The organism is Sorangium sp. So ce176 (assembly GCF_051519835.1).
Classification (GTDB): Bacteria; Myxococcota_A; Polyangia; order Polyangiales; family Polyangiaceae; genus Sorangium; species Sorangium cellulosum_G.
The window spans coordinates 4,032,479-4,051,902 of record NZ_CP150371.1 but is presented as its reverse complement, the minus strand read 5'-3'; the positions used below and the strand labels follow the sequence as shown (position 1 = coordinate 4,051,902).

Genomic DNA, 19,424 nt, shown 5'->3' with positions numbered 1-19,424 from the left:
GCCTATCCGTCCAGCGGCGCGCTCGCGCACCGCTCAGGCGGCGGGCGGCGCCGCCGGCGTCGGCTCGCCCGCCGGGGCCGGCGGCACCTTGGCCGGCGCCTCCTGGGTGACGAGCTCGCCGTCCCGGTACTCCAGGACGTCCTTCGGGGGCCCGAAGATCGCGTTGGCGTCGGGGAGCATGAGCGCTTCCCGGAGCACGTCGTCGACGTGCTCCACGAGCACGAGCCGCAGCGACTTGAGCACCCGCCGCGGCACGTCCCGGAGATCCTTCCGGTTCTCCTTCGGCAGGATCACGGTCTTGATGCCCCCGCGGTGGGCGGCGAGCAGCTTCTCCTTGAGCCCGCCGATCGGCATCACGCGGCCGCGCAGGGTGATCTCGCCCGTCATCGCGAGATCGCGCCGGACGGGCACCTTCATCAGCGCGCTCACGAGCGCGGTCACCATGGTCACGCCGGCGCTCGGCCCGTCCTTCCGGACGAAGTCGGGGAAGTGAATGTGAACGTCGACCTTCTGGTAGACGTCCGCCTCGAGCCCGAGCCGATCGAGGCGCGAGCGCACGTAGCTCATCGCCGCGTGCCCGCTCTCCTCCATCCCCTTCTCGAGCAGGCCCGTGATCACGAGCTTGCCCTTGCCGGGGACCACCGTCGCCTCGGCCGGGAGCAGGTCGCCGCCGACGTTGGTCACGGCCAGGCCGTTCACGAGCCCCACCTCGTCGCGCTCCTCGCGCCTTCCGAGCCGGTACTTCGGCACGCCGAGGTACTTCGGGATGCTCTTCGCGACGACCTCGATCGGCTTGTCCTTGCCGTCCGACACGACCTTCCGGGCCACCTTGCGGCACACGCTCGCGATCTCGCGCTCGAGCGAGCGCACGCCGCTCTCCTTCGTGTAGTGGTGGATGATCGTCCGGAGCGCCCCCTCCGTGAAGTCGAGCGACACGTCCTCGAGGCCGCACTCCTTGCGCTGCCTGGGAACGAGGTACTTCACCGCGATGTTCAGCTTCTCGAACTCCGTGTAGCCCGAGAGCTGGATGACCTCCATGCGGTCCTGGAGCGGCACCGGGATGCCAGAGAGCGTGTTCGCCGTCGTGATGAACATCACGTCGGAGAGGTCGTAGTCGAGATCCAGGTAGTGGTCGTTGAAGGTGTGGTTCTGCTCCGGGTCGAGCACCTCGAGCAGCGCCGCCGCCGGATCGCCGCGGAAATCGGTCGACATCTTGTCGACCTCGTCGAGCAGGAAGACAGGGTTGTTCGTCCCGACCTTCTTGAGCGACTGGATCAGCTTGCCAGGGAGCGCGCCGATGTACGTGCGCCGGTGGCCGCGGATCTCCGCCTCGTCGCGCACGCCGCCGAGCGACAGCCGCACGAACTTGCGCCCCGTCGCGCGCGCGATCGACTTCGCCAGGCTCGTCTTGCCGACGCCGGGCGGGCCCACGAAGCAGAGCACCGGGCCCTTGAGCTTCTTCGTGAGCGCCTGGACCGCGAGGTACTCGAGGATCCGCTCCTTGATCTTCTTCAGCCCGTAATGATCCTCGTCGAGGATGCGCTCGGCCTCCACGAGGTCATAGCGCTCCTCGCTCTTGTCGTACCAGGGGAGCTCCAGGATCCAATCGATGTAGTTGCGCACCACGGTCGCCTCGGCGCTCGTGGGGTGCATCATCTTCAGCTTCTTGAGCTCCTTCTTGACCTTGGCGGCGGCCTCCTTGCTCATCCGCTTGGTCTTGAGGGCCTCCTCGATCTCCTGGATCTCGTTCTTGAATTCGTCGCGCTCGCCGCCACCCAGCTCCTTCTGGATGGCCTGCATCTGCTCGTTGAGATAGTATTCCTTCTGCGTCTTCTCCATCTGCTTCTTGACGCGACTCCGGATCTTCTTCTCCACCTGGAGAATCTCGATCTCGGCCTGCATCAGCTCGATGAGACGCTCGAGCCGCTTCTGCGGCTCCTCCATCTCGAGCAGCGCCTGCCGGTCCGTCAGCTTGATGGTCGGCAGGTTGGCGATGATTGTGTCGGCGAGCCTCGAGGCCTCGTCGATGGCCTGCACCGCCATCAGGACCTCGGGCTGGATCTTCTTGTTGAGCTTGACGTACATCTCGAACGTCGACTGGACCGAGCGCATCAGCGCCTCGACCTCGACGCTCGAGACAGAGCTCTCGACGATCTCGTCGTACTCGATCAGGAAGTACGCATCGCTCTGGACGTAACGGCGGATGCGCGCCCGGCGCTTGCCCTCGATGAGGACCTTCACCGTCCCGTCCGGGAGGCGAAGGAGCTGCATGATCGCGCCGACCGAGCCCACGCCGAAGATGTCGTCCGGCGTCGGATCGTTCGTCTTCGCGTTTCGCTGCGCGGCGAGGAAGATCTCCTTGCCGCGGTTCATCGCCTCGTCGAGCGCGGCGATGCTGCGCTCGCGGCCGACGAAGAGCTGGGAGACCATGTGGGGAAAGACGATGATGTCGCGTAGCGGGAGCAACGGGACGATCCCGCGCTCGGGTGCGTTCTTGCCGCGATCACTGTCGTTCTTGAAGAACATCCGCCGTCTTTCCGGGAGTGTCAGGAGGCCGGGGCAGCCCCGCCTCGGTTGTCACGAGTTTCCTGGTCTACTGCTGAACTTCGGCCGGGTCGGCCCGCGTCCCGTGAGGACGCGCGCGGCGCCGGCGCGCTGGAAGAGCGGTTCTCGGGGGCGAGGCGCGCTTCGGCTTGGCGCGGGCTTCTCGCCGAGCGCCCTGGGCCGCGCCCCCCGGAGCAAGCGCTACGCGAGCTCCGCCTCCTTCGTGTACACGATGAGCGGCGGCTCGTGCTTGACGATCACGTCCTCGCTCACGACGACCTCCTTGATCCCGGTGCGGGACGGGACGTCGTACATGATGTCGAGCATCGCCGACTCGAGGATGGCGCGCAGGCCGCGCGCGCCGCTGTTCCTCTCGAGCGCCTGGCGGGCCACCGCCACGAGCGCGCCCCGGGTGAACTTGACCTTCACCCCGTCCATCTCGAAGAGCTTCTGGTACTGCTTCACCAGGCTGTTCTTCGGCTTCGTGAGGATGTCGATGAGCGCCTCCTCGTTGAGCTCGTGGAGCGTCGCCACGACCGGCAAGCGCCCGATGAACTCCGGGATGAGCCCGAACTTGAGGAGGTCCTCCGGCTGGACGACGCTGAGCAGATCGCCCAGCTTGAAGTCCTTCTTCGCCTTGATGTCCGCGCCGAAGCCGAGCGTGTTCTGGCCGATGCGCCGCTGGATGATCTGATCGAGCCCCACGAACGCGCCGCCGCAGATGAACAGGATGTTCGTCGTGTCGACCTGGAGGAAGTCCTGCTGCGGGTGCTTGCGGCCGCCCTTCGGGGGGACGTTGGCGATCGTCCCCTCGATGATCTTGAGCAGCGCCTGCTGCACGCCCTCGCCCGAGACGTCGCGCGTGATGCTCGGGTTGTCGCTCTTCCTGCTGATCTTGTCGATCTCGTCGATGTAGACGATGCCGCGCTGCGCGCGCTCGACGTCGTGATCCGCGTTCTGGAGGAGCTGGACGATGATGTTCTCGACGTCCTCACCGACGTAGCCGGCCTCGGTCAGCGTCGTCGCGTCCGCGATGGCGAAGGGGACGTTGATGATCTTGGCGAGCGTCTGCGCAAGGAGCGTCTTGCCCGAGCCCGTCGGGCCGAGCAGGAGGATGTTCGACTTGGACAGCTCCACGTCGTCGGAGGAGACCCGGCTGTCGATGCGCTTGTAGTGGTTGTGCACCGCGACAGCGAGGATCTTCTTGGCGCGGTTCTGGCCGACGACGTACTCATCCAACGTCGCTTTGATGTCGGCGGGCTTGGGCACCGGGGTCGACCCCGCGTACGGCTCGTCCTTCTCGACCTCCTCCGCGATGATGTCATTGCAGAGCCCGATGCACTCATCACAGATGTACACCGTGGGGCCCGCGATGAGCTTCTTCACCTCTTTCTGCGACTTGCCGCAGAAAGAGCAGCTTAGATTGCCATTCGAGTGATCGTCCCGCCTTCGCTCCACTTCGACCCTCAGTGCGGTCTGCCGACGCCGCCGCTTCAACGAGAGGTGGGGTTCCGCCGTCGCGGCCCCGCCAACTTGAGAGGGGCACGGCTTCCACCGTCCCCTGGATTTTCAGCGATGCGCAGCCAAACGCCGCGCTCGGATTCTAGTCCGGTGCCCGTACCGTCGCAAGCTAACGGGGGTGGTCTCCAGCCTGTGGCCGAAGTCAGGGAATCGCCCGATGGCGCCCCGGCGCGAGCCCCAGATGAGACCGTGCGCTGCGGGGAAAGCCAAGGGTCGGGCGAGGGCACCGGAGCCCATCGGCTGACGCCGCCGCGCGCTCCGCGACCGCGCGCGACCGTGCCGCGCCCGGCAGCTCCGCGCGCCTGCGCGCCGCGGACGTGGCGCCGCTGCGCGGCGCGGCGTCGCCACGCAGCGCGACGTCGCGCCGCGGCTCGACGCCGCTCCGCACCGGCCCTCCGCCAGAGCACGCCCGCCAGCCGAGGGGGCGCTGGCACCTACTTGTTCCGCTTCGGGAAGACCTCGTCGATCAGGCCGTACTCCTTGGCCTGCGTCGCGCTCAGGTAGAAGTCGCGCTCGATGTCCTTCGCCAGCTCGTCCCGGTTCTTGCCGGTGGCGTCGACGAGGATGTCGATCAGCGTCTCCTTGATCTTCTTGATCTCGCGCGCCTGGATCTCGATGTCCGTCGCCTGACCGCGCGCGCCGCCGAGCGGCTGGTGGATCATCATCCTCGCGTGCGGCAGCGCGAAGCGCCGGCCCTTGCGGCCCGCGCCGAGCAGCACGGCGCCCATCGATGCGGCCTGGCCGATGCACATCGTCGACACCGGGCAACGCACGTACTGCATCGTGTCGTACATCGCGAGGCCCGACGTCACCACGCCGCCCGGGCTGTTGATGTAGACCTGGATCTCCTTCTCGGGATCCTCGCTCTCGAGGAAGAGGAACTGCGCGATCACGGCGTTCGCGACGAAATCATCGATCTCCGTGCCGATGAAGACGATGCGATCCTTGAGGAGGCGGCTGAAGATGTTCCACTCCCGCTCGCCGCGGTGGGTCACCTCCGTGACCGTCGGGAGGATGTAGGCCTTCTCGCGTTCGAGAAACTCGATGGCTTGGGTGCGGGTTTCGACTCGTCGGGTCATCCGGTGCTCCGGGGGGTTTCCTGCCGCGCGGCAGGGGCTCTACTCCTGGGCCAGACTGCGTCCGATCGCAAGACCGAACGCGCCCGAGGTTACCGGAATCGTCGACCGCTCGCCGGGCAACGCACGGAACGCGCGCCGCGCCGGCGCGCAGCGCGCTGGAGGTGATCGATGTCGTCGGAGGAGGGGCGGCGCGGCGCGGCGCGGCGAGGGCGCCGCGCCCCTGTCGGCCGTCGCGGCCGGGGTGGATCAGGCGCCGCTGGGCTGCTGCGGCGGGTCCGCCTCGGTGACGTTCGACGCGGCCTCGATGATGTCGAGGATCTTGTCCTCGAGGATCATCCCGGCGAAGAGCTCGCGCTTCTGGGGCTCGCGGTACTCCGCCTTGATCTTCGCCACGTTCTTGCCCGTCTGCTCGGCGAGCTCCTCGTAGCCCTTCTCGAGGTCGGCCTCGGTGATCTTGACCTGCTTCGCCTTCGCGATCTCGGCCATGACCAGGCCCGCGCGGACCTTCATCTCGGCGTCGAGCCGCACGCGCGCGCGGAACTCCGGCGTCGGATCGATCCGCTGCCCCTGCCGGCGCGCCGTCGCGAGCAGCTCGCGCTCGGCGAGCTGCGCCTGCTGATCGACGAGCGACGGCGGGACCGGGATCGGGTTCGCCTTGCAGAGCTCGATCACGAGCTGCTCGGCGACCGCGTCGCTCGCCCGCTGCGTCAGCTCCTTCTCGAGCTTCTTGCGCACCGACTCGCGGAGCGCGGGGAGGCTCTCCTCGCCGCAGTCCTTCGCGAACTCGTCGTCGACCTCCGGGAAGATGCGCTCGCGCAGGTCCTTCAGCGTGATGTGGAAGATCGCCTCCTTGCCACGGAGGTCCGCGTTCGAGTGCTGCTCGGAGAACGTGACCTGGACGTCCTTCGACTGGCCGGGCGTCATCCCGTGCAGGGCGTCCTCGATCTCCTTGAAGATCTGGCCGCTGCCGAGCTCGGTCTCGATCTCCTGCTCCTTCGTGTCGCGCAGGGCGCCGCCGATCTCCAGGGTGAAGGAGATGGTGGCCATGTCGCCCTTGGCCGCGGGGCGCTCGGGCTCAGGCGCCTGCAGCGTCGAGTGCTCGCGCCGCAGGGCGGTGATCTCGGCGTCGATCATCTCCTCGGACGGCGTGGTCGAGGGGCGCTTCACCTCGAAGCCTTCCCACTTCACCTCGGCGATGTCGGGGCGGACCTCGAAGCGCGCCTTGTAGGAGAACGTGTCGTCGGGGCGGAGCTCGGTGGGCGCGATCGCCGGCTGAGACAGGGGCTGCACCTGCTTGTCGGCGAGCGCCTGGTTCAGCGTGGCGTCCACGAGCCGCTGGGCGACATCGGCGTGGATGCGGCCGCCGTAGAGGTGCGCGAGCACCTGACGCGGCGCCTTGCCAGGCCGGTAGCCCCGGACCCGGGCCGTCCGCTGGAGCGCCGAATAGGCCTTGTCGACCTCACTCCGGACGCGGTCCGCGGGGACCTCCACCTGAAACTCCATCAGCACGGGAGAAAGCTTTTCGACGTTGACTTGCATGGCGTTCTTTTCGAAGGGCGGCACTCGTGCCACGCGTCGCTGGGGGGGTCAAGACGAGCGACAGGACGCTGCTTGAAAAAAAGGAGCCCCGGCGGAGAGGCGGCCGCCGGGGCTCGGATCCCGGGAGGGATCGTGCAAGCTGATGTGCATCGCCGCGCGGCGCGCCGTCGTCGACGGCGTCGCGGCGCAGCGGGCGGCGCGGGGCGCGAGCGGGAGCGACGAGGCTCACCCGCGACGCGCCGGCCGCGCTCAATCGTCGTCCGAGACGTCGAAGGGATCCTTCTCGAAATCGAGCTCAGCGTCGAAGGATCCCTCGTCCTCGACGATGTCCTCGAGCGAGAAGCCCACGCGGTTCGGGCGCAGAATCTCCCGCTCGAACTCGGCAAAGTTCTGATACGATTTGGGAAGCGGCATCTGTCCTCCTCACATGTGCCGAGGCGACGTCGGGGCGTCGGTCTGCTCGGCGAAGCTGGGCATCACGTCCGTAGATCCAGGGGCGGTCAGCGCTGCCCCTCGACGCGCGTCGAGGGCAGACGACGGGGCGAGCCGGTCGCCGACCTGCGTTGAAGCGAAGGCGAAAGCACGAGGACCTGCGCAGACGCGAGCAACGCAGGCGCGCGCCCGTCGCACCAGAACGCGCGGGCAAGGACGCGGTCGACAGGGCCGGAGTCGCCGCAAGCCAGCAGCGCCCCACCGAGGCCGAAGCAACGGCCCCGCCTCGAGGCGCGCCCGCGGATCGACCGCCCCGCTGCGCGCTCACCCTTGACCACATCAAGCGACATGTGGGTCACTGTATACATCCCCGCCGTTCAGGCCAACAATCCGGCGAGCGAACGGCGCGCTGGGCCGGACGCGCGCGTCCGGTCGAACCAGCAGGCCGAGGCGCCGCATCTCTCGACGTGCCGGTGGGGGTCGTGTAAGCAGCCGGGTCGGACGCGACACAGCACGATGCCATCGCCCAACGAGGGGGGCGCGCCCGGCAAGACCGGTTCCGCCCCCAAGCCTTCGCCTGTCGTCTTTGCCGTCGCCAACCAGAAGGGGGGCGTCGGCAAGACCACGACCTCGGTCAACCTGGCCGCGAGCTTCGCCGCGGCGGAGCGCCGGACCCTGCTCGTCGACTGCGATCCGCAGGGGAACGCGTCGAGCGGCGTCGGCGTGCGGCGCGGGAGCTTCGAGCTGTCGCTCTACGACGTGCTGATCGGGCGGGCGACGCTGAAGGAGGCGGTCGTCGCGACCGAGGTGCCGCTGCTCGACGTGGTGCCCGCGACCCAGGACCTCGTCGCGGCGGAGCTCGAGCTGGTCGACGCGGACGATCGCGCTGTGCGGCTGCGGCACGCGCTGCGCCCGCACCTCGAGGGGTACGCCTTCGTCGTCCTCGACTGCCCGCCGTCGCTCGGCCTGCTGACGCTCAACGCGCTCACCGCCGCCCACCGGGTGCTCGTGCCGCTCCAGTGCGAGTACTACGCGCTCGAGGGGCTGACGCACCTCATGGCGACCATCGACCGGGTGCGGAGCGCCTTCAACCCGGAGCTCACGGTCGAGGGCGTCGTCCTCACGATGTTCGACGGGCGCAACTCGCTCACGCACCAGGTGGCCGACGAGGTGAGGGCGCACTTCCGCGTGTTCGACGCGATCATCCCGCGCAACGTGAAGCTCAGCGAGGCGCCGTCCCACGGCAAGCCGGCGCTGCTCTACGACGCGCAGTCGAAGGGCGCGCAGGGCTACCTGAGCCTCGCGCGCGAGATCCTGGACGGCGCGCCCGCCGCCGCGGACCCGAAGAAGCGGCAGCGCGGGGACGCCGCCCAGGCGGAGCCGCAGGCCGAGCCCTCACCCCCGCCCACCACCGGAGCGCGCGAGAGGGACGCACGACCCAGATCATGAATGCCGATCAGAAAGGGGCGCGACGCGCGCTCGGACGGGGGCTCGACGCCCTGCTCCCGGCGGCGCCGCCGGCGACACCGACGGCGGCCGAAGGGCGCAGCGTGTTCGTGTGCGCGATCGAGAAGATCGTGCCGCAGAAGGGGCAGCCGCGGCAGCACTTCGACGAGACCGAGCTCGAGGAGCTCACCGGGAGCATCCGCGAGCACGGGCTCATCGAGCCGCTCATCGTGCGCAGGACGCAGTCCAGCAACGACAGCTTCGAGCTCATCGCGGGCGAGCGGCGGTGGCGCGCGGCGCAGCGCGCGGGGCTCCGGGAGGTGCTCGTCGTCGTCAAGGACGTCTCCCCCAAGGAGGCGTTCGAGCTGGCGCTGGTCGAGAACGTGCAGCGGGCCGATCTCAACCCGATCGAGATCGCCGAGGCGTTCGACCGGCTGCTGCGCGAGCACAGCTACACGCACCAGACGCTCGCGGAGCGCGTCGGCAAGGACCGCACGACGATCGTCAACTCGCTCCGGCTCCTCCGGCTGCCGCCGCGCATCCGCACCATGGTGATCTCGCGCGAGCTCAGCGAGGGTCACGCGCGGGCGCTGCTCGGTGCGCCGAGCGACAAGGTGATGGCCGACGTCGCCGAGCGGACCGTCCACGGCAAGCTCCCGGTCCGCAAGGTCGAGGCGCTGATCAAGGCGGCGAAGGAGAAGGAGGCCCGGGGGGCCACGGACGGCGAGGAGCCCGGCGAGAAGAAGCGCGCGGGGAAGTCGCCGGCGATCAAGGACCTGGAGGCGCGCCTCATGCGCCGGCTCGGGACCCGCGTCGAGGTCCGCGACCAGGGGGGCCGCGGCGAGCTCGGCATCACGTACGGCTCGCTCGACGAGCTGGACAGGATCATCGCGCTGCTGGGCGCGTGAGCCTCCGCGCGCGGGCGGGCGCCTGCCCGGCGCCGGCTGCGCGCGATGCGCTCGATCGATGCCGCACGCTGGCGCGGCGCCCGCTGCTGGCCCGGGCGCGGCGCTCCGGCGCGCGGCCGCCGCGCGACGGCGTCACTTGAGCCTGGCGCTGAGCTCCTTCACCTTGGCGCGGGCGCGCTTGCCGATCTCGGTGTCGCCGCCGTGCTTCCCGGCCTCGGTGAGCGCCGCGAGCGCGCTCTGCGGCTTGCGGTCGGCCAGGAACGACAGGCCGAGGTAGTAGTGCGCGGCCGCGAACCGCGGCTCCACCTTGATCGCCGCCTGGTAGTCCGCGCGCGCCCCCGGCTCGTCGCCGAGCTCGTGGCGGCACGTCCCGCGGCGCACGTGGAACTCGGCCTCCGGCTTCAGCTTGATGGCGCGGTCGAAGGCCGCCACGCAGTCCGCGTACGCCTTCGCCGGCCCGAGCATCCGCCCGATCGTGGCGATCGTCGCCACGTCGTCACCGGTCGCGGCGAGCGCCTTTTTGAGCTCCGCGGCAGCCCGGTCGAGCTCCTTCGCCTCGAACAGCATGGCGCCGTACGCGAAGCGCGTGGCCGCTGTGTCCTCGGCCTTGAGCGCCGCCTCGTAGTGCTTGCTCGCGTTCGCGACGTCCTTCTTCAGGCCGTACGCGTAGCCGAGGTTCTGGTGGAGCGCGGCCCGGTCCGGCGTCTGCTCGATCGCCTTCGTGAGCACCGCGATCGCCTCGTCGGGGCGCGGCGGCTCGTCCAGGTAGAGCGCCGCCAGGTTCAGCGAGGCGGCCTCGAGCTTCGGGTCGCTCGCCAGCGCCTTCTTGTACGACGCCTCGGCGCCGGCGCGGTCGTTCGTCTTCTCGCGCGCGAGCCCGAGGTAGTAGTGCGCCTCGGCGCTGCCAGGCTCGTGCTCGATCGCCTGGAGGAGGTGCTGCTTCGCCTCCTCGTACCGCTCGTTCTTGATGTACGCGACGCCCCGATCCAGCGCCGTGGACGACGCGCCCTTCGACGTCGCCGCGTCGCTGCCCTCGGGCGGATCGGCGAAGAGCTGCTCGCGCGGGGGCTCCTGCGCTCCACCGCACGCTGTGGCGCACGCCGCGACCGCCGCGACCGCCGCCGCCACAACCACCCGATGAGCGACGGGCCTCGCCCACGCCGCGCGCGACAACCACCTCTCGTTCATACGACACTCCCTTCGCCGTCCAGGCCCTGGAGCACCGCATGGAGCCGCTCCTCGACCTCTTGCATCCGCTTGCCGTTCGAGATCTTCGTCCCGTCCGCCTCGCTCACATAGAACACGTCGGCCACGCGCGTCCCCTCCGTGTTGATCTTGGCGACCGAGATCGAGAGGCCGAGCTGGTAGAGCGCGTCCGAGACCGCGAACAGGAGGCCGGGGCGATCGCGCGTGAGGACCTCGATCACCGTGTGGTGGGAGGCGCGGTCGTCGATGGATATCTGCGTCCGGACCTTGGGCGTCGGGCGCTCGCGCAGCGCGCCGCCCCGCCGCTTCTTCGCGAGCTCCGCGCCGGAGATCTGGCCCGTGAGCGCCGCCTGGATGTCGGCCATGAGCTTCGGGATCGCGCGGGCCACGCCCCCTACCCCCTCGCCGCGGTCGCGCACCCAGAACAGGTCGACCGCCTGGAGTCGCACGCCCGCCGGCGGGGACGATCTCGCCCGCGCGCGGATCGCGCCGCCGTCGTCGAGGCCCTGGTCGTCGCACGCGCGCGAGTGGATCTGCGCGGCGTGGACCTCGAGGCGCGAGGCGGCGAGCGCCGCCGTGATCGCCGCGAGCAGGCCGGGGCGATCCGGCGCGACAACGCAGAGCTCCGCGGCCTCCGGGTGCCGCGACGGCACGAGCGCGACCGAGACGCTGTTGCCGTCGCCCTGCTGCTGCCGCGCGAGCTCGGCGTGCGCGGCGATCGCGACCGGGCTGTTCGCGAGGAGGTAGCGCTCGGGCATCGACGCGAGGTAGCGGGCGAGGAAGTCTCGCTGCGCGCGCCGCTCCGCCTCGCTCGCGGCCGGCATGTCCTCGAGGGCGCCCACCGTGTCGCTGATGGCGCGGGCCATGCGCTGATCGTCGACGCCGAGCGGCCCGCCGTCCTCGCGCGCGCCGCGCAGGGCCGCGTCGGCCGAGAGGTACAGCTCGTCGAGCATCCGCGCCTTCCACGACGTCATCGACGTGGGGCTCGTGGTCGACAGATCCGCGACCGTGAGCAGGTAGAGGTCGCGCAGCCCCTCGCGGCCGTGCACCTCCTGGCAGAACTCCGAGATCGTCGCGGGGTCGTCGAGATCACGCCGCGTCGCGATGAGGTACATGACGAGGTGCTTCAGGATGAGGTGGCACGCCTCGTCGATGTCCTCCGGAGGGAAGCCGAGCCGCTCCAGGATCTTCCTCGCCATCTCGGCGCCGCGCCGGCTGTGATCGGTGCCGCCGATCGCCTTGCCCACGTCGTGCAGGAGCGTGGCGAAGAACAGCATCGTCGGCCGCGTCGCCTCGGCGGCGAGCCGGCACGGGAGGCCGAACTCGCCCGCGAGCTCGCCGCGCACGAGCGCCGCGAGCCGATCGACAGCGGCCACCGAGTGCACGTCGACCGTGTACACGTGGTAGACGTCGTGGTGGACGCGCCCGACGACCGGCAAGAACTCGGGGATCATCGCGAGCAGGAGGCCGAGGTCGTGCAGCTCACGCACGACCGAGCCGCTCTGGAGCGACGTTTCCTTGCACGTGGCGACGAGGGTCCGGAACCGCTCGGCGGCCTCGGGGCTCTCGCGGAGCGCCGCGCAGAACGCCGGATCGCCGGCGGCGCGGACGATCGCCCCGCGGGCGTAGGGCAGGAGCGGGACGCCGCGCTCGACGGCCTCGGACACGAGCCGCAGCGCGATGGCCGGGTCGGTCTGGAGGAGATCCGGATCGCTCATCGTGATGCAGCCGTCGAAGAGGCGGACGCCGCGGCCGAGATCCTCGTCGCGGCGGCGGCGCCGCGTCAGCGTCGGCGTGGCGCGCGAGACGATGACGTCCAGGGCGCGCGAGATGGTCCGCGCGCTCCTGTAGTAGTCGCTCATCATGCGCTCGATCGCCTCGGGCGACACGGCGGGCTCGTCGGGAGACGGCGCGGCCTTCTGGCCGTCGCCGGCAGGCCCCGCGCCCTTGCTGTAGCCGAGCGCGCCCGCGCACAGCTCCTGCTCGTCGAACGTGAGCCGGTCGGTCCGCCGCCCGGAGTGGGCGTGGAGGAGGTTGCGGATGCGCCAGAGCATCTCCGCGGCGCCGCGGATCTCCTCGGCCTCGCGGGCGACGAGCGCGCCGAAGCGGACCAGCGCGTCGAACTCGCCGACGCCGTAGCGCGCCTTCGCCGCCCAGCGGGCGACGTCGAGATCGCGCAGGCCGCCCGCGCCGTTCTTCACGTCGGGCTCGAGCAGGTAGACCGAGCCGCCGAAGCGCTCGTGGCGCTGCGAGATCTCCTTGCCGAGCCGCTCGATGAAGCGGGGCAGCTCCGAGTGCGCGAAGATGCCCATCGCGGCGCGCTGCCAGAGCGACTCGGACAGCGACGCGTCGCCGACGACGTGCCGCCAGTCGAGCAGGCTCGTCGCGGTGGGCAGATCCTCGCGCGCGCCCTCGACGAGGTCGTCGATGGTGACGACCTGGTGCCCCACGGTGACCCCCATGTCCCAGAGCGGGTAGAGCAGCGCGTCCGCGATGGCGCCGGCGCGCTGGGCGTCGCGGGCGAGGATGCGCACGTCGAGATCGCTCCGCAGCGCGACGGAGCCGCGACCGTAGCCGCCGACCCCGGCGATCGCGACCGAATCCCACGCGGCGCGACCCGGCGTGCCGGACTCGCGCAGCAGGTGGAAGAGGCGGGCCAGGAGGTCGTCGAGCAGCTTCGCGTGGCGCCGTCCGAGCGCGACCCCGAGCGCGGAGGCATCCGCGGCGGGCGTGGGGCCGCTCGGCACGGTGCGGTCGAGCCCCGCGCGTTCGCGCGCGTAGGCGGCGCGGAGCTCGGCGAGCCCGCTGGGCCTGGACGTGGGGGAGAGGTCGAAGCTCATTCGATGTGGTGTAGCTCTCTCAGGAGCCCGGGGCGCGGAAGGCGGTGACGTGAGCGTTCACCCTGACCGAGGTGAGGCCGGCGCTGCAGAGCCGCGGCGCCTCGCTCGCGGCCGAGAAGAGCAGCCCACCCGGGCTGAGCTCGGCCGCGAGGCGGCGGGCCACCGCGTCGCCGGCCGGCTCAGCGAGATACAGGAGCACGTTCTTGAAGAAGATGATCTGGAAACCGCCGCTCGGTACGGCGTGCACCAGGTCGCAGACCTCGAAGGATACGACGTCGCGGAGCTTCTGGCAGACGTGCAGCGCTCCGCCCTTCTGCTCACAGTACCGCTGAAGCAGAGCCGGGGGGAGCTGCTCGGCGGCTTCCGGGGAGTAGACGGCCTCGCGCGCCGCCTCGATCGCCGCCGGGGCGCGGTCGACCCCGAGCACGCTGAAGCGGCGGCCGGCGCTGGCGAGGATCATCCCCAGCGTATAGGCTTCCTCGCCGGTGCTGCAGCCGGCCGAGAGGCCGGCGATGGGGAGGTCGGGCGGGAGCCTGGGCAGCACCGAGGAGACGATGGCCTCCCAGATGATGGGATCGCGGTAGAACCGCGTCTCGCCCACGCGGAGGGCGCTGACGATCTCCTCGGAGGCCACCCTGTCGTCGTGCAGCCGCTCGGCGGCCGCGAGCGGGGAGACGCCGTGGCGCGCGGCGACGCCGCTCAGGACGGCGAGGACCCGCTCGCGCACCCACCCGGGGGCGGCGAGGCTGCGGCCGAGGCCGAACCGGCGCTGCAGCTCGGCGAGCGCCAGGTCGACGGCGCGCTCGGCGGCCCGCCCCCCAGGACCTCCCCCCGCTCTCGGCGATCTGCCCATACGAAGGTGACGCCGCGATCAGCCCAGGAAGCCGGCCTTCCTGGTCTGCGCTCCCTTGCCGCCGCCGTCGAGGGCGATGGCGAACACGTCCTTCAGCGCGAGCACGAACGTCTCGCCCTTGGTGCTGCGGGCCTTCAGGAGCCCGCCCACGCTCGAGACCGCCTCGATCTTGGTCACCGGGAGCGACACGCCTTCATGGGCGACGTAGAGCGTGAGCAGCCGCCCTTCGGGGAGCTCGGCCCAGCCGTCCTTGTCGATCTTGGCCTCGGCCGTGTCGAGGGCTGCCTTGAGTATGTCGTCGGTCATGAGCAACGTTTCCGTCCCACGCCCGGCCGCGTCAAGCGCGTGCTGCGCCTTACGGCAATGCAAGGCGATCGCCGTCCTGCGGGGGCCCCCTCCGTGGTAGCGTGACGCGCCGATGTCGAGAAGGCCGCCCAGCCAGCCCCCCCGGAACGGGCGGCCTCCCGGGAACGGGACCGAGGCCGCGCCGGGGGGCGCGCAGCAGGCGCTCGAGATGCCCCCGGGCTGGCTGCCGGAGGACCACCTCTTCGTCGACGACATCAAGAAATCGTTCGGGCCGACGAAGGTGCTGCACGGGATCACCATGCACCTCCGGCGGACCGAGACGGCGGTGATCATCGGCGGGTCGGGCGCGGGAAAGACGACGCTGCTGCGGCTGCTCATCGGGCTCGAGCGGCCGAGCAGCGGGCACATCTGGGTCGACGGCGTCGATATGGGCGCGCTGGACGACTACGAGATGAACCGGATGCGCCAGCGGTTCGGCATGGTGTTCCAGTACGCGGCGCTGCTCGACTCGCTCACGATCTTCGACAACGTGGCGTTCCCGCTGCGCGAGCACCGGAAGCACATGTCGAAGAAGGACGTCCGCGACAAGGTCGTGGGCATGCTGAACTCGCTCGGCCTCGAGAACAAGGAGGACCGGATGCCCTCGGAGCTGTCGGGCGGGCAGCGCAAGCGCGTGGGGCTGGCGCGCGCGCTGATGCTCGAGCCCGAGATCCTCATCTACGACGAGCCGACCAGCGGGCTCGATCCGCTGACGAGCCGGATGGTCGACGACCTGATCGAGGAGACGCGGGCGCGTTACAAGGTGACGAGCGTGGTCATCTCGCACGACATGGCGAGCACGTTCCGCATCGCGCACCAGGCGTTCCTCGTGATCCAGGGGCGGGTCGTGGCGTCGGGGACGCCGGACGAGCTGGCCTCGGGCGACAACGAGCAGGCGCGCCAGTTCATCGCGGCGGCCGGCGTGGCGCCGGATCATATCTCGCGGGTGAACCGGCCGGCGCTGGCGGACAGCGGCAAGGGCGACGGCGGGCAGGTCATCGAGTTCAGGAAGGCGGCGGAGTAGGCCGCAGCGCGGCGCTGCTGCTGACGGGCGCGGCGCTCCTGAGGCGGGGAGCCGCTCGGGGGATCGTGCCGTGCAGATCGGGGCGGCAGGGGCCTGTCGTGTTGAAGCGGCGCTTCACCCGGCGAGCCTTGGGCCAGCGGCGGGAAGGGCGCGAGGGAGCTGCCGACGAGCGCAAGTGTGGCGACCTGCGCGCTAAGCTGGGCCCATGGATCGGTGGTTCTGGATCGGCCTCGGCGGGGCGGCTGGCACGCTCGCCCGCTACGGGCTCTCGACGTGGTGCCAGCAGCGCTTCGGCGCCGGTTTCCCGTATGGCACGCTTGCCGTCAACGTGCTCGGGTCGTTCCTGCTCGGCGCGATCGGCGAGATCGCCGCGGCGACAGAGCTCATGTCGCCGACGCTCCGCCTCAGCCTGAGCACGGGTCTCATGGGCGGCTTCACCACGTATTCGAGCTTCAACAACGAGACGCTCAGGCTCATCCAGTACAAGTCGTGGGCAGCGGGGCTCGCCAACGTGATGATCACGCTGGTCGGCTGCCTTCTCGCCGGCGCCCTTGGCATGATCGTCGCGAAGCGACTCGTCCCGAGCTAGTTGTGCCGATGACGGTGCGCCCCCCCGGGTCACCCCACGAGCCGGCGTTCCCCGGCCGCCTCGTCCAGCCGCACGAACCTCGCCCCTCGCCGCGCCGTCTCCGCCACGAACGCCCCCAGCGCATCGAGCCGCCTGCCGAGCGGCACCCGGAGCTCCGGCTGGTACGGCGCGAGCGCCTCGAGGCCGTCGCGCCGGTCGAGGAAATCCATCCCGTGCAGCTCCAGGTTCACGAGCGCCTCGCCGGCGCAGGCGCGCGCGAGCCACCGAGCCCCCACCGCGCCCGCGAGCGCCACGCTCGTGCCGATGACGGGCAGCCGGAGCCCGGGCGTCACCTGGATCGGCAGCTCGACGAAGCGCCGGCCGCCGCGCCGGTACCACGGTCGCCCCGGCCGGTACGGGCGGCGCGGCGCCGCGAGCACGCGCGGGGTGTCCAGGATCGCCGCCGAGCCCCTCCCCTGCGCGCGCTGCACGCCCATCACGAGGGCCTTGGCGGCGTAGTACGGGGGGCACGGGAACACCGAGGAGTCGAACGCGACCCCGACAGCGTCGAGCGCGTCGAACAGCGCGTCGCTCACTGTGTAGCCCGGCGCGCGGAAGCCCGTCGGACGACGCCCGACCGCCTCCGCGATCGCCTCGGCGCCCAGCAGGACGTCGGCCGCTATCGCGGCGCGCGGGAGCCGCGACAGGTCGTAGCGGTGCCCGTACGAGTGGTTCTCGACCGCGTGGCCCGCGTCGCTCAGCGCGCGCAGGGCCGCCGCGCTCTCCGGGCGCGCGAGGTCGCGGCCGATCGCGAACAGCGTGACAGGGATGCCGTGGGAAGCAGCGAAGTCGGCGATACGCGGCAGCGCCGCGTCATAGACCGCGTGCAGCGCGGCCGCCGCCCCGGGACGACCCGGGACGGCGAGGCCGTGGAGGGCGAGGTAGTTCGGGACCTCGTCGAGGTCGATCGAGACGGCGGCGAGGCGCCCCCGCATCGGACCGCGTCAGCTCGCGGCCATCTTCGCCACCTCGGCGGCGAAGTCGTCCTCTTTCTTCGCGATGCCCTCGCCGCGCTCGTACCGCACGAAGCGCGTGAGCGTGAGCTCGCCGCCGGCCGCCTTCGCGGCCGCCTCGCGCAGCTTGTCGATCGTCTGGCCCGACACGCCGCGCGACGCCGCCTCGACCGACTCCTGCTCGAGGAGCGCGACCTCCGAGTACCACTTGTTGAACTTGCCCTCGATGATCTTCGGCCACGCCGACTCCGGCTTCGGCTTCGGATCCTCGCGGAGCTGCCCCTCGAAGATCTCCTGCTGCTTCGCCTTCAGCTCCGCCGTGACCTCGTCGCGACGGAGGACGAGCGGGCTCATCGCGGCGGCCTGCATCGCCGTCTCGTCGATGAACTTCTGCACCTCGGGGTGCTCCGCCACCGCCTGGCTCGACGCCTCGACCGCCACGAGCACGCCGATCTTGCCGCCGAGGTGCACGTACGCGTGCGCGACGCCGTACTTGCCCTCCGGGATCGACACGCGATCCCAGCGGCGCACCGCGACCTTCTCGCCGATACGCGCGGTCAGCTCGGTCGCCGTGTCGGCGATCGACTTGCCGCCGATCGAGAGCTGGCTCACGTCCGCGCCCTCGGGCGCCTTCTCGACAGCGGCGAGCACGTCGCCGACGAACTGCCGGAACGCGTCGTTGCGCGCGGCGAAGTCGGTCTGGATGTTGACCTCGACCATCGTCGCGCTCCGCCGATCGGCCGCGACCGCCGCGCGAACCTCGCCCTCGGTGGCGGACGCGCCGGCCCGCTTGGCGCTCTTCGCGAGACCCTTCTTGAGGATGATCTCGACCGCCTTCTCCATGTCGCCCTCGGCCTCCGTGAGGGCGCTCTTGCAGTCGCTCATCCCCGCCTGGGTACGCTCACGAAGCTCCTTGATCGCCTGCGCATTGATGCCGGCCATGGCTCTTTCTCCTTCAACCTAGATAGGAAGGAGCCGCGTCGAGCGGCCCCTCTTCATCGCACTTCAGACTGATGACCACGAGCGCCCGCGCGATGCGCAGATCGGACCGCAGAAGCACAGAGGGCGCAGAGAAATGAAATTCGCATTTCTGTCCCTGCGCCCTCGGCGCGCTGCGGTCTCCGATCCGGGGCGAGAGGCGGCGACATCGCTCCACCTCCCGGCCCCTGGGCCGTCGGGCCGCTTCGATGCGGCTCGCGCCGCCGCTACGACGCCTGCTGCTGGCGCGGACCGCCGCGGCCGCCGCGGCCGCCCTGGTACACGTTGATCTCGTCGCGCTGGCCGCGACCGCCGGCCGGAGGCTGCGAGCCGTGCGCGCCCTCGCCGTGGTCCTTGCGGCGCTGCGCGCCCTCGACGCACGCGTCCGCGACGCGGGCCGTGATCAGCCGGATCGAGCGGATGGCGTCGTCGTTGCCAGGGATCACGAAGTCGACGAGATCCGGGTCGCAGTTGGTGTCCGTGATGGCCACGACCGGGACGTTCAGCTTGCGCGCCTCGCTGATCGCGATCGACTCCTGGTGCGGATCGATCACGAAGATCGCCGCGGGCAGGCCGCCCATGCCCTTGAGGCCGCCCAGGTACTTCTCGAGCCGCTCGCGCTCCTTCTCGAGGCGGACGACCTCCTTCTTGAGCAGCTGCTCGTAGGTCCCGTCCTCCTTCATGCGCTCGAGGGTGCGCAGGCGATCGAGGCCCTGCTTGATCGTCCGGAAGTTGGTCAGCGTGCCGCCGAGCCAGCGGTTCGTGACGAAGTACATGCCCGACCGCCGGGCCTCCTCCTGCACGATGTCCTGCGCCTGGCGCTTCGTGCCGACGAACAGCACGTGGCCGCCGCGGCCGACGGCGTCGGTCAGGAAGTCGTACGCGCGCTTGAAGAGCCGCGTCGTCTGATCGAGGTCGATGATGTGGATGCCGTTGCGCGCGCCGTAGATGAACGGCCGCATCTTCGGGTTCCAGCGCTTCGTCTGGTGGCCGAAGTGCACGCCGGCGTCGAGCAGCGAGCGCAGCGGGAGCGGGAAATCCCCCGGCTGGGGGGCAACGGCCTGCATGGTGTCGGCCGCGGGAGCGGATTCGGAATAGCTGGTATCAGTCACGGCTGTGTCCTTTCGG

At 70.6% G+C, this 19,424-nt stretch carries 16 protein-coding genes; 4 read left to right on the top strand and 12 right to left on the bottom strand.

All coding sequences use genetic code 11. The annotated features are described in order from the left end of the window. Positions 1-33 precede the first annotated feature (33 nt). From lon to WMF42_RS15220, 5 genes are all read right to left on the bottom strand, one after another. On the bottom strand, positions 34-2,526 hold the full coding sequence (gene lon / locus WMF42_RS15240; protein WP_061606240.1) for an endopeptidase La: 2,493 nt from the start codon (positions 2,524-2,526) through the stop codon (positions 34-36). Positions 2,527-2,745: 219 nt separating this feature from the next. After that, positions 2,746-4,002 carry an ATP-dependent Clp protease ATP-binding subunit ClpX gene (gene clpX, locus WMF42_RS15235; RefSeq protein ID WP_012235779.1) on the bottom strand — a complete coding sequence of 419 codons (1,257 nt, stop codon included), beginning with the start codon at positions 4,000-4,002 and terminating at the stop codon, positions 2,746-2,748. 497 nt (positions 4,003-4,499) lie between these two features. Beyond that, the gene (locus tag WMF42_RS15230; RefSeq protein ID WP_012235778.1) at positions 4,500-5,144 is read right to left on the bottom strand and encodes an ATP-dependent Clp protease proteolytic subunit; all 645 of its coding nucleotides are present in this window, start codon (positions 5,142-5,144) and stop codon (positions 4,500-4,502) included. Between the two features lie 246 nt (positions 5,145-5,390). After that, a complete protein-coding gene (gene tig, locus WMF42_RS15225) occupies positions 5,391-6,683 on the bottom strand; it encodes a trigger factor (RefSeq protein ID WP_437692647.1) in 1,293 nt (430 codons plus the stop codon). Positions 6,684-6,932: 249 nt separating this feature from the next. Beyond that, on the bottom strand, positions 6,933-7,097 hold the full coding sequence (locus WMF42_RS15220; protein WP_061606239.1) for a hypothetical protein: 165 nt from the start codon (positions 7,095-7,097) through the stop codon (positions 6,933-6,935). Between the two features lie 534 nt (positions 7,098-7,631). Between WMF42_RS15220 and WMF42_RS15215 the strand changes: the two genes are divergently transcribed. After that, on the top strand, positions 7,632-8,564 hold the full coding sequence (locus WMF42_RS15215) for a ParA family protein (protein WP_061606238.1): 933 nt from the start codon (positions 7,632-7,634) through the stop codon (positions 8,562-8,564). Continuing rightward, the gene (locus WMF42_RS15210) at positions 8,561-9,469 is read left to right on the top strand and encodes a ParB/RepB/Spo0J family partition protein (protein WP_061606237.1); all 909 of its coding nucleotides are present in this window, start codon (positions 8,561-8,563) and stop codon (positions 9,467-9,469) included. Before WMF42_RS15215 ends, WMF42_RS15210 begins: the two co-directional genes overlap by 4 nt. A 132-nt stretch (positions 9,470-9,601) precedes the next feature. Here WMF42_RS15210 and WMF42_RS15205 read toward each other — a convergent pair whose 3' ends face one another. From WMF42_RS15205 to WMF42_RS15190, 4 genes are read right to left on the bottom strand one after another with little or no spacing between them, the layout of a single operon-like run. Further along, a complete protein-coding gene (locus tag WMF42_RS15205) occupies positions 9,602-10,657 on the bottom strand; it encodes a tetratricopeptide repeat protein (protein ID WP_437692644.1) in 1,056 nt (351 codons plus the stop codon). Then, entirely contained in the window at positions 10,654-13,515 is a 2,862-nt protein-coding gene (gene glnD / locus WMF42_RS15200) for a [protein-PII] uridylyltransferase (RefSeq protein ID WP_437692642.1), read from the bottom strand. The genes WMF42_RS15205 and glnD overlap by 4 nt, the downstream gene beginning before the upstream one ends. Before the next feature lie 19 nt (positions 13,516-13,534). Continuing rightward, complete coding sequence (locus WMF42_RS15195) at positions 13,535-14,368, bottom strand: CheR family methyltransferase (RefSeq protein WP_061606234.1); 834 nt, start codon at positions 14,366-14,368, stop codon at positions 13,535-13,537. Between the two features lie 18 nt (positions 14,369-14,386). Then, complete coding sequence (locus WMF42_RS15190; RefSeq protein WP_061606233.1) at positions 14,387-14,674, bottom strand: hypothetical protein; 288 nt, start codon at positions 14,672-14,674, stop codon at positions 14,387-14,389. A 112-nt stretch (positions 14,675-14,786) separates the two neighbouring features. Between WMF42_RS15190 and WMF42_RS15185 the strand changes: the two genes are divergently transcribed. Continuing rightward, entirely contained in the window at positions 14,787-15,737 is a 951-nt protein-coding gene (locus tag WMF42_RS15185) for an ABC transporter ATP-binding protein (protein WP_437692640.1), read from the top strand. A 205-nt stretch (positions 15,738-15,942) separates the two neighbouring features. Beyond that, positions 15,943-16,326 carry a fluoride efflux transporter CrcB gene (gene crcB, locus WMF42_RS15180; protein WP_437692638.1) on the top strand — a complete coding sequence of 128 codons (384 nt, stop codon included), beginning with the start codon at positions 15,943-15,945 and terminating at the stop codon, positions 16,324-16,326. 29 nt (positions 16,327-16,355) lie between these two features. On the opposite strand, the gene WMF42_RS15175 is transcribed toward crcB, so the two are convergent. From WMF42_RS15175 to rpsB, 3 genes are all read right to left on the bottom strand, one after another. Further along, the gene (locus WMF42_RS15175) at positions 16,356-17,300 is read right to left on the bottom strand and encodes a polysaccharide deacetylase family protein (RefSeq protein WP_437692636.1); all 945 of its coding nucleotides are present in this window, start codon (positions 17,298-17,300) and stop codon (positions 16,356-16,358) included. Between the two features lie 9 nt (positions 17,301-17,309). Then, positions 17,310-18,260 (bottom strand): translation elongation factor Ts, encoded by a 951-nt coding sequence (tsf, locus tag WMF42_RS15170; RefSeq protein ID WP_061606226.1) that lies wholly within the window; start codon positions 18,258-18,260, stop codon positions 17,310-17,312. Between the two features lie 263 nt (positions 18,261-18,523). Beyond that, complete coding sequence (rpsB, locus tag WMF42_RS15165; RefSeq protein WP_049949882.1) at positions 18,524-19,363, bottom strand: 30S ribosomal protein S2; 840 nt, start codon at positions 19,361-19,363, stop codon at positions 18,524-18,526. Positions 19,364-19,424: the final 61 nt, after the last annotated feature.